Source organism: Oscillibacter sp. MSJ-31 (genome assembly GCF_018918025.1).
Lineage (GTDB): Bacteria > Bacillota > Clostridia > Oscillospirales > Oscillospiraceae > Hominicoprocola.
Map to the genome: position 1 here is coordinate 1 of NZ_JAHLPT010000043.1, position 7081 is coordinate 7081.

Genomic DNA, 7081 nt, shown 5'->3' on the forward strand with positions numbered 1-7081 from the left:
CCTTCCGGCTTTTCCATGAGCTGCTTACCGTCAATGCGGACACCGATTTTCTCAAGGCTGTGTGCAGGCAGCGCAACGATATAGCGATAGCCGGTCACGGTATCCGTGCGCTTGCCATCCTTATACGCGTACATCGGCGCAACATCCACCAACAGCTTCTTTGCCCCCAGCGAGGCGGGGTCGATCCGAAGATCACGAATATTCAACATGGGTAATACCTGTTCCTTTCATAAGTGTACCGCGCAGCGTTGATCGGACGCCGCTGGGTTGGTAGGAATGAAGCAATCCTGATTGCACGAATAGAATAACAAAAGGCAGAGGACAATACTTATTCCGCGATGGAATAACTTTTGCTCTCTGCCTCACCTTTACAGATTGCAGTCCGGCAGCGCCGGAAAGCCTTTCGCTATTAAATAATCATCTGCCTCGTTCAAGACCGCTTGCAATTCTTCGTTTGAAACACCTCTGTAATTCTGTTCTGCTTGTGAGTAAAGCCGGATCAGCTCCAAATAACATTGGTGGACAGGCTTTGCCGGGGAAAACGCTCTTTCACACCTTGCCAAATAATCTATGGCTTCATCCTCGTTCAGCCCCAGAACGAGACAGAGACTCACCAGCGTTTCCACAGGGACGTTCCGAACGGTTTCGTTCACGATCTTATTTAACCTTGATTGACTCATTCTCGCACAAACGGACAGCTTGTTTTGAGATAGTCCTACTCTGCGTGCATAATAATCTGTGTACAGCCCGAATGAGGCTGTATCGCTTAATTCAGATGGCCTCGGTCTGGAAGAACAGAACAAGGAAGTTCCATTCCGTTCCTAAAGTCACGCAAACCTTTGTTTTCTTCATTTGTTGGCCCAACCGCCGGAGGTGCTGAGTATGCGGGGAAAAAGGGGATTGCTGTAAGTGCTGGGAAAAGAGCAGCAAATCACCATACGCACCACCTCCTGCGAAATGAGTTACCGATGGGTATTGCCCCTCCGGCAGCAGGCCAACTTATACTGTCATATTCTCATCATTTTGGATAGAAAAAAGCACGGCTTTCTTCAAAGTCGTACTTCATTGATCTAATAGTCCAAGGACTACTATTCTCATACACTTTTTCTTGGAAAAGGGCATACTTCCCCCTTTCCCCAAAATCAGTCAAGGTATCACTGGCGCTACACAGCCTGCGTGAGCCGTGCCCTCGTGTGACAGCGGGCTTGGTTCGCCTCATCCTGCGGATCATGCAGAAACGCTAACGCCGCCCATCGCCCACAGGACAAGCGCTTCACATTTGGCTCAAAGTGTGTACCTGCAAACGGCAATGCCGGTCACAAGTACAGCCAATTCGGGAAAATACCGGTTTCAGACTTGCCCGGCGCATAGGCAGGGGTTCGCCTCCCCCGCACGCCTGACAGCTTACTTCCTCTCATTAAGGTCATTTCAGCGAGAATATGCCGAATGACAATTCCACCCTATCACGCACGGCCAATCCACAGTTCCCGGATGCACTCATGTCCCGTCATGACGCCGGGGAGCAGGCCGTCGCGCACCAAAAGCTGTTCCCGTGTCCGCTCTGCCGCCCCATGATCCGAAACGGCAGGCTTTCACGCAGCCTTTGATGAGGAAAGTATAGCAGGTTCCATCGTACCCGTCAAGTATTTGGAGAAAAAGGGCAAGCGCCCGCGCATTCGCTCGGGCGCTTGGATGGAAAGCAGATAATCAGTCGACAGATTGTAGATTGAAGGTTTCACCTGTTGTGGTCTTCCAAACCATCGCGGTAATGGTTTTTGCATTTTCGTGGCCGTCCAGAACCTTCATACCAGAAACCGCCTTGTAGCTGTTAGAGCCACTAAATGCTACCGTATAGAGCGCAGCAGTGTTGGCGGAAATTGTGTTACCCTCGTCAATCAGTGTAAACGGCAGGTTCGGATTTTCTCCCATGCCGATATTGATGGCCATGTTTTTGGTTCCGGTATCGCCGTCCCGTTTGCTGATATCAAAAGTATTGTTCTTAAAAGTAAACGCCGGACTAACGGTCTTCCCGATACGCTCAATTTTAAGCGGACGAGTGCCGACAACTTCGTTGTTTACAAACGTGAATGTCTTAATCGGGTTCGCATTATCTCCGGAACCTTCGGTATCCTCACGCCACCAGATGGGGTTGGAGTTGTTGGGCTTAGTTGAGTTGGTATAGTTCTCAAACTTGCAGCCATCAAAGGTGACATTAGACGCCGGGCAAGTGCCGATAATGATTCCTTTGAAAATGCAATTCTTAAAGGTGAGAGAGTTAAGGTTGCTCCACGGGCTGGTATATTTCTGAATGTCGAAGCTGAGTACCCCCTCAAAGGTCACGTCCTCAAAGGTCACATCGCTATTGCTGGGAACGAGCATATAAACAGAAGCGTCCTTGTAACCGTCAATAGAGCTATATCCAGTCGCTGCACTGGTAATCGTGCCACCCTTGATGACAAATTTGTAGTTACCATCATTCGCGGGACTCACGCCGTAGCTGTTCATTGTGGTACCGCCAATCAGTACACCCTTACCGGTGTAGCCGGAGTTATGTTCACTGTAGCTAATATCGCCAGCCTTAATTTTTTGGTCAACCAAACCAACAGTAAACGTGGTTGCCTTAGCATCAGCTGCCTTGGGTCCCTTAGTGATTTTCAGATTTTGAAGCTCTTGAAGGGAGACCTCGACATTGCCCTCATTCTTCATAAGCTGATAAGTTTTGCTGTCATCGGTATCCTTTTTGTAAAGGATGTAACCCTCGGGTACCGTAATATCCTTTACCTCGACAGGACTTTCACCTTCAGCGAGAGTGATTTCCACCGGAGATTCCGGCTTGCTGTTGACAATTTCTCGGAGCGTTGTACCGCTGGCTTTGCTTGCAAGCTTGCCGTTGACGATAACGTTCGTGCAGCGGGACTCGATTTCACCGATGTCGCCGGTCGCGTCAGTCGTGCCGGAGAACGTGTTGTCGCTGCACTCGCCGATAGTCGCATCCCAGTTGCCGACGATTTTACCGATGACAGCGGTCTTGCCCGTGAGTACATTCTCTGCCTTGACCGCCACGTTCGTCAGCGAATTACCGGTAACAGAAGTATGGACATCGTTGCTGTTGCAGATATAGCCGATAATACCGCCGACCTTATACTGACCGGAAACCGTGCAGTTCTGAACCTTGCAGTTCGTCACGCTGCCATAGTTATAGCCAACGATGGCTCCGGTGTATTTGCCGCCGGTGACGGAGGAATTGCGGACGGTCACATGGTCAATATCTGTGTTTGTGTTGCACGACACAATACCGGCACTTTGGTTTTTAGGATTGCCGGTCGCCGTCACATGGATATTATCCAGCGTCAGGTTCTTCACGGAAACGCCCTTTCCGAAGAGTCCAACATTGCCGGTAGAAGAAGCTAAATTGGCATTCGAGATGGTGTGGTTGTTTCCGTCGAAAGTAAAGTAAGTATTGCCAATATCATTGAACAAGAATGGATCGACGGTTGCATTTTTCAAATCAATATCACAGTCCAGCTTCACGGTGAGCTTGTAAATATATCCCGTGTACCAAATGTTACAATCGGCACCATGATTTTCCCACTCATATTTTTTGCTCGCGTCGTTGGTCAGAAGCTGCTTACGGGCATTATACGCCTGTCCGTGGTCAAAAACCTGTGTAAAGTAGAGGTAAGCATCCTGATCCTTTAGAGTAACAGTGGTAAGGGAACCATTTGTGCCAGCGGGGTCGCGTGCGGTAGTAATCACCACGCCGGAAGGCATTTCGGAGCCGTCCGCCTTATAGTCGGTCTTCCAATCCTTCTTTTCGACGGTCCAAACGCCAGCAGAAGTTTCCACGGACTTATAGTCCGGCGCGAGGAAGGTGCCGCCCTTATTGTCGTCGCCGTTTTTGGGGTCGTTGCCATAGAATGTGCCGCCGGTGATGACAATGCTGGTAACCGGCTTGCTATTCTCCACATTCAGCGTCAGAGGCTTGAGACTATTCTTGTATTCATAGGGGCCGGTAGCCTTGTTCTCAAACGTACCGCCCTTGATGGTGATGACGGGTGTGCTCGCGTCCGCGCTGGTGCCCGCATAAACCGTGGCTTCCTTGTTGGATTTGTTGATGAACGTGCCGTTCTCGATGTCGATGCTTCCGGTGCGCGCCCAAATGGCGATGTTTTCACCATTCGTGGACGAGGAAGTGTCCACCGTACCGTTGCCGGTAATGGTCAGCTTGCCGGTACCATTGTTCACGATGGCAGCGTCCGCCGTCGAAGTGATTTTCTTCTCAGCGAGGTCAATGGTAATAGTCTTATTGCCGGTGACTTCGATGGTCGTATTAGTCGTGATATCGCTCACCAGCTTCACGGTGTCGCCGTCTTGTACCGCGGCAAGAGCATCGGCGAGGGATGCGTACTTGTTCACGCCGACCTGCGCGACCAGCGTTACACCGGTCTTTTCACTGACCGTCCATGTGCCGTTTCCATTGTTCTTAGCCTCATAGCCTGCGGCGATATACTGTGCATCGGGATTGTGGTCAAACGTACCACCAGCGATAGCATAGGTGGACTCTTTCATATCTGGGTACGTATTCAGAATACCCGGGAAGGTGCGCAGACCAATCAAACCGGTGTAGCTGCCCTTGTTGCCGGTGATGGTGGTTTTGCCATCTGGCGCAGGGGTGTTGGGGCTCATCGTATTATCGGTGGAGACCACGGCAAAGCCGCTCGTTGCGGGACCGTTGTTGTTCTGTTCAAAGGACGGTGTGCCCGTTGCGGTGACGATACAGTTCTCCATTGTTAGGTTGGTGTATTTGGTTTCCACGCCGTTTGTGCCAGTGATAGTGCAGTTCTTGAACGTTGCCTTCTGAAGGCCGCCCGCTCCAAGCGTTTCGGTCGAGCCAGAGAGATACACGCCGCATCCGTCGCCAGTCCCAGTGATTTTGGTATCAATAACGGTCAGATTCAAACCGCAGTTGTTGCCGTTATGATATAGCACGTTTCCGGTGCCGATGAGCTCGCTGCCGGAGATGGTGATGGTGGCGTTATTGGCGAAGTTGCAGACAGCATACGCGCCTTTGATGGTGGAATTGGTGATTAAATAGGCCTTACCAGCCCCAGAGAACGCGATGCAGGCGTCATCGCCGGTCAGCTCCTGCGTCACGGTGACGCTATCCAGTATCAGATTATCATGGGCGGTAATGGCACGTGCCTGACCGACGGCAACCGTACCGTTTTGAATAGTCAGCGGAGCATTGCTGATGATGGCATACCTCTGGCCGCCGGACATGAGCCACGTGCTCTTCAGCGTGTGGCTGCCGAGGTCGAGCGTAATCGCCTTATCAATGGCAAATTGTTCGGACAGTTCAACATCCTTTACCAGCTTCACAGTCTGGCCGTTGGTCGCTGCTGTGACAGCTTCCTTCAGCGTCAGATAGCCCTTCTTGCCGATGACTGCTACGACAGTATCCTTAAACTGGCCGCAGCCAGCGCAATAGTTGTCTTTCCAATTGTGGGTATGGCTATAACCGCCAGAGGAACTGCCGGAGCCGGTGGTGGTCTTGGGGACGATGTAGGTCTGGTCGTCGGAGACGGACTTACCGTTGACGGTCAGGCCGGTCGCGCCGTCCGCGACCACGATTTTGGTGCCCTCGGGCGCGCCGGTGATTTTGACGTTCTCGGCGACGACGAGCACGAGGCCTTTGCCGTCGACCTTGACGGTCTCGCCCGCCTTATCGGCATAGGTGCTGATGGCGCGGTCGAGAATGGTGACGGTGGACGCGCGGTTGATGTTGTCCTGCGGGGCAAGCTCGTCAGCCGTCACGCCGCCCACGATACCGGCCTCAATGAGCGCGGCAACATAGCCCTGCGCGTAGGCGGAGACCTGCGCGGCGTCGGTGTACTTCGTCAGGTCGGGCTTGCGGATCGGCTCAATGCCGAGCGCGCGGGCCAGCATGACCATGGCACGCTCGCGGGTAATGGGCGCTTCGGGCGTCACGGTGCCGTCGCCGTTGCCGTTGAGGATACCGGCAGCCGCGCAGCGGTTGATGGCATCATAGTACCAGGCATCCGCCGTGTTGTCGGTGAAGCCCGCGTCCTTCGCGGCGGGCAGCTTGAGGAGCTTCGCGAGGATGGTCGCGAGCTGCGCGCAGGTGAGCTGACCGTTGGGGTCAAACTGACCGTTGCTGCCCTGGATGATGCCGTGGCCGCTCCAGCGTTCGATGGAGCTCTCGGCCCAATGGCCTGCGGTGTCGCCGTAGGTCGGTTCGACCGCTCCTGTGCCGACCGTGAGCAGACTAACTGTCATGGCGAACACAAGAATGAGGGATAAGATTTTGCGTTTCATTTTGGTCCTCCTAATGTATTTTTTCCGCGGCTCCCCGCGGTTTGGGCACTTATTTCACCGGCTCTGCCGGAAGTTCACTTAAAATTGCTGTGCATCGGTCCAATGGTCTGCCCGCGCAGATCGGACAGCCGCAGCGCTGTTTTCCCGTGCGGCTGTTGACGACCGCCCGCCACGCGTGACCCTTATCGCAGAGCCACCAGACCTTGCGGCGGCTGCCGGGCGTCACCTGCTGCGGTGTAAGGCTGCCGTTGCGCGTCGGGTGCCATTGCGAGGCAACGACCGGCTCTATCGTTGCGAGGTCGTTGAAGCCGGGCAGAACCTTGTGGTTGGAGCAATACGGACAATCGCTTCCACTCCGCACGCGGTGAGCTATAACAGCCGGATAGGAATGTCCCTTTTCGCAGCGCCACCACACGCGGCGGTTGGAGCCGGAAGTCACTGCCTCCGGCGTCAGAGCGCCGTTTTTCTGTCGATCCCATTGGGCGGCAAGCTGCGGGTATTGGGTAGCGAGGTCGTTTTCGCCCTGTATGACCTTTTGCCCTGCGCAGAACGGGCAGCCTGTTCCACCACCCGCGCGGGATGAGATGGCGGCACGGTAGCTGTGTCCCTTGGGACAGCGCCACCAAGCCTTTCTCACCGTTCCCGGGGCGACCAGCGTCGGCAATAGAGGAGCGTTCTTCTCGGTATCCCATTCGGCAACAAGTGCGGGATACCTTGCCGCGAGGGAGTTTTCGTCCGGCAGAAC

Annotated in this window: 4 protein-coding genes; all 4 read right to left on the reverse strand. The window is 53.8% G+C overall.

All coding sequences use genetic code 11. From position 1 onward, the window contains the following. A partial coding sequence (locus tag KQI17_RS13120) for a hypothetical protein (RefSeq protein ID WP_216496652.1) occupies positions 1-209 on the reverse strand: 209 nt, incomplete at its 3' end. 159 nt (positions 210-368) lie between these two features. Next, positions 369-803: a helix-turn-helix transcriptional regulator gene (locus KQI17_RS13125; protein ID WP_256446017.1), complete on the reverse strand. Its 435-nt coding sequence runs from the start codon at positions 801-803 to the stop codon at positions 369-371. Between the two features lie 904 nt (positions 804-1707). Continuing rightward, positions 1708-6336, reverse strand: coding sequence for an S-layer homology domain-containing protein (locus KQI17_RS13130; RefSeq protein WP_216496654.1), 4629 nt, complete (start codon positions 6334-6336; stop codon positions 1708-1710). 49 nt (positions 6337-6385) lie between these two features. Next, positions 6386-7081 (reverse strand): zinc-ribbon domain-containing protein (locus KQI17_RS13135; RefSeq protein ID WP_216496655.1); only part of this gene is annotated, 696 nt, incomplete at its 5' end.

Bases quoted from the DNA above. Each gene is read 5' to 3' on its own strand.
- KQI17_RS13130 (WP_216496654.1), bottom strand. From the start codon at position 6,336: ATGAAACGCAAAATCTTATCCCTCATTCTTGTGTTCGCCATGACAGTT.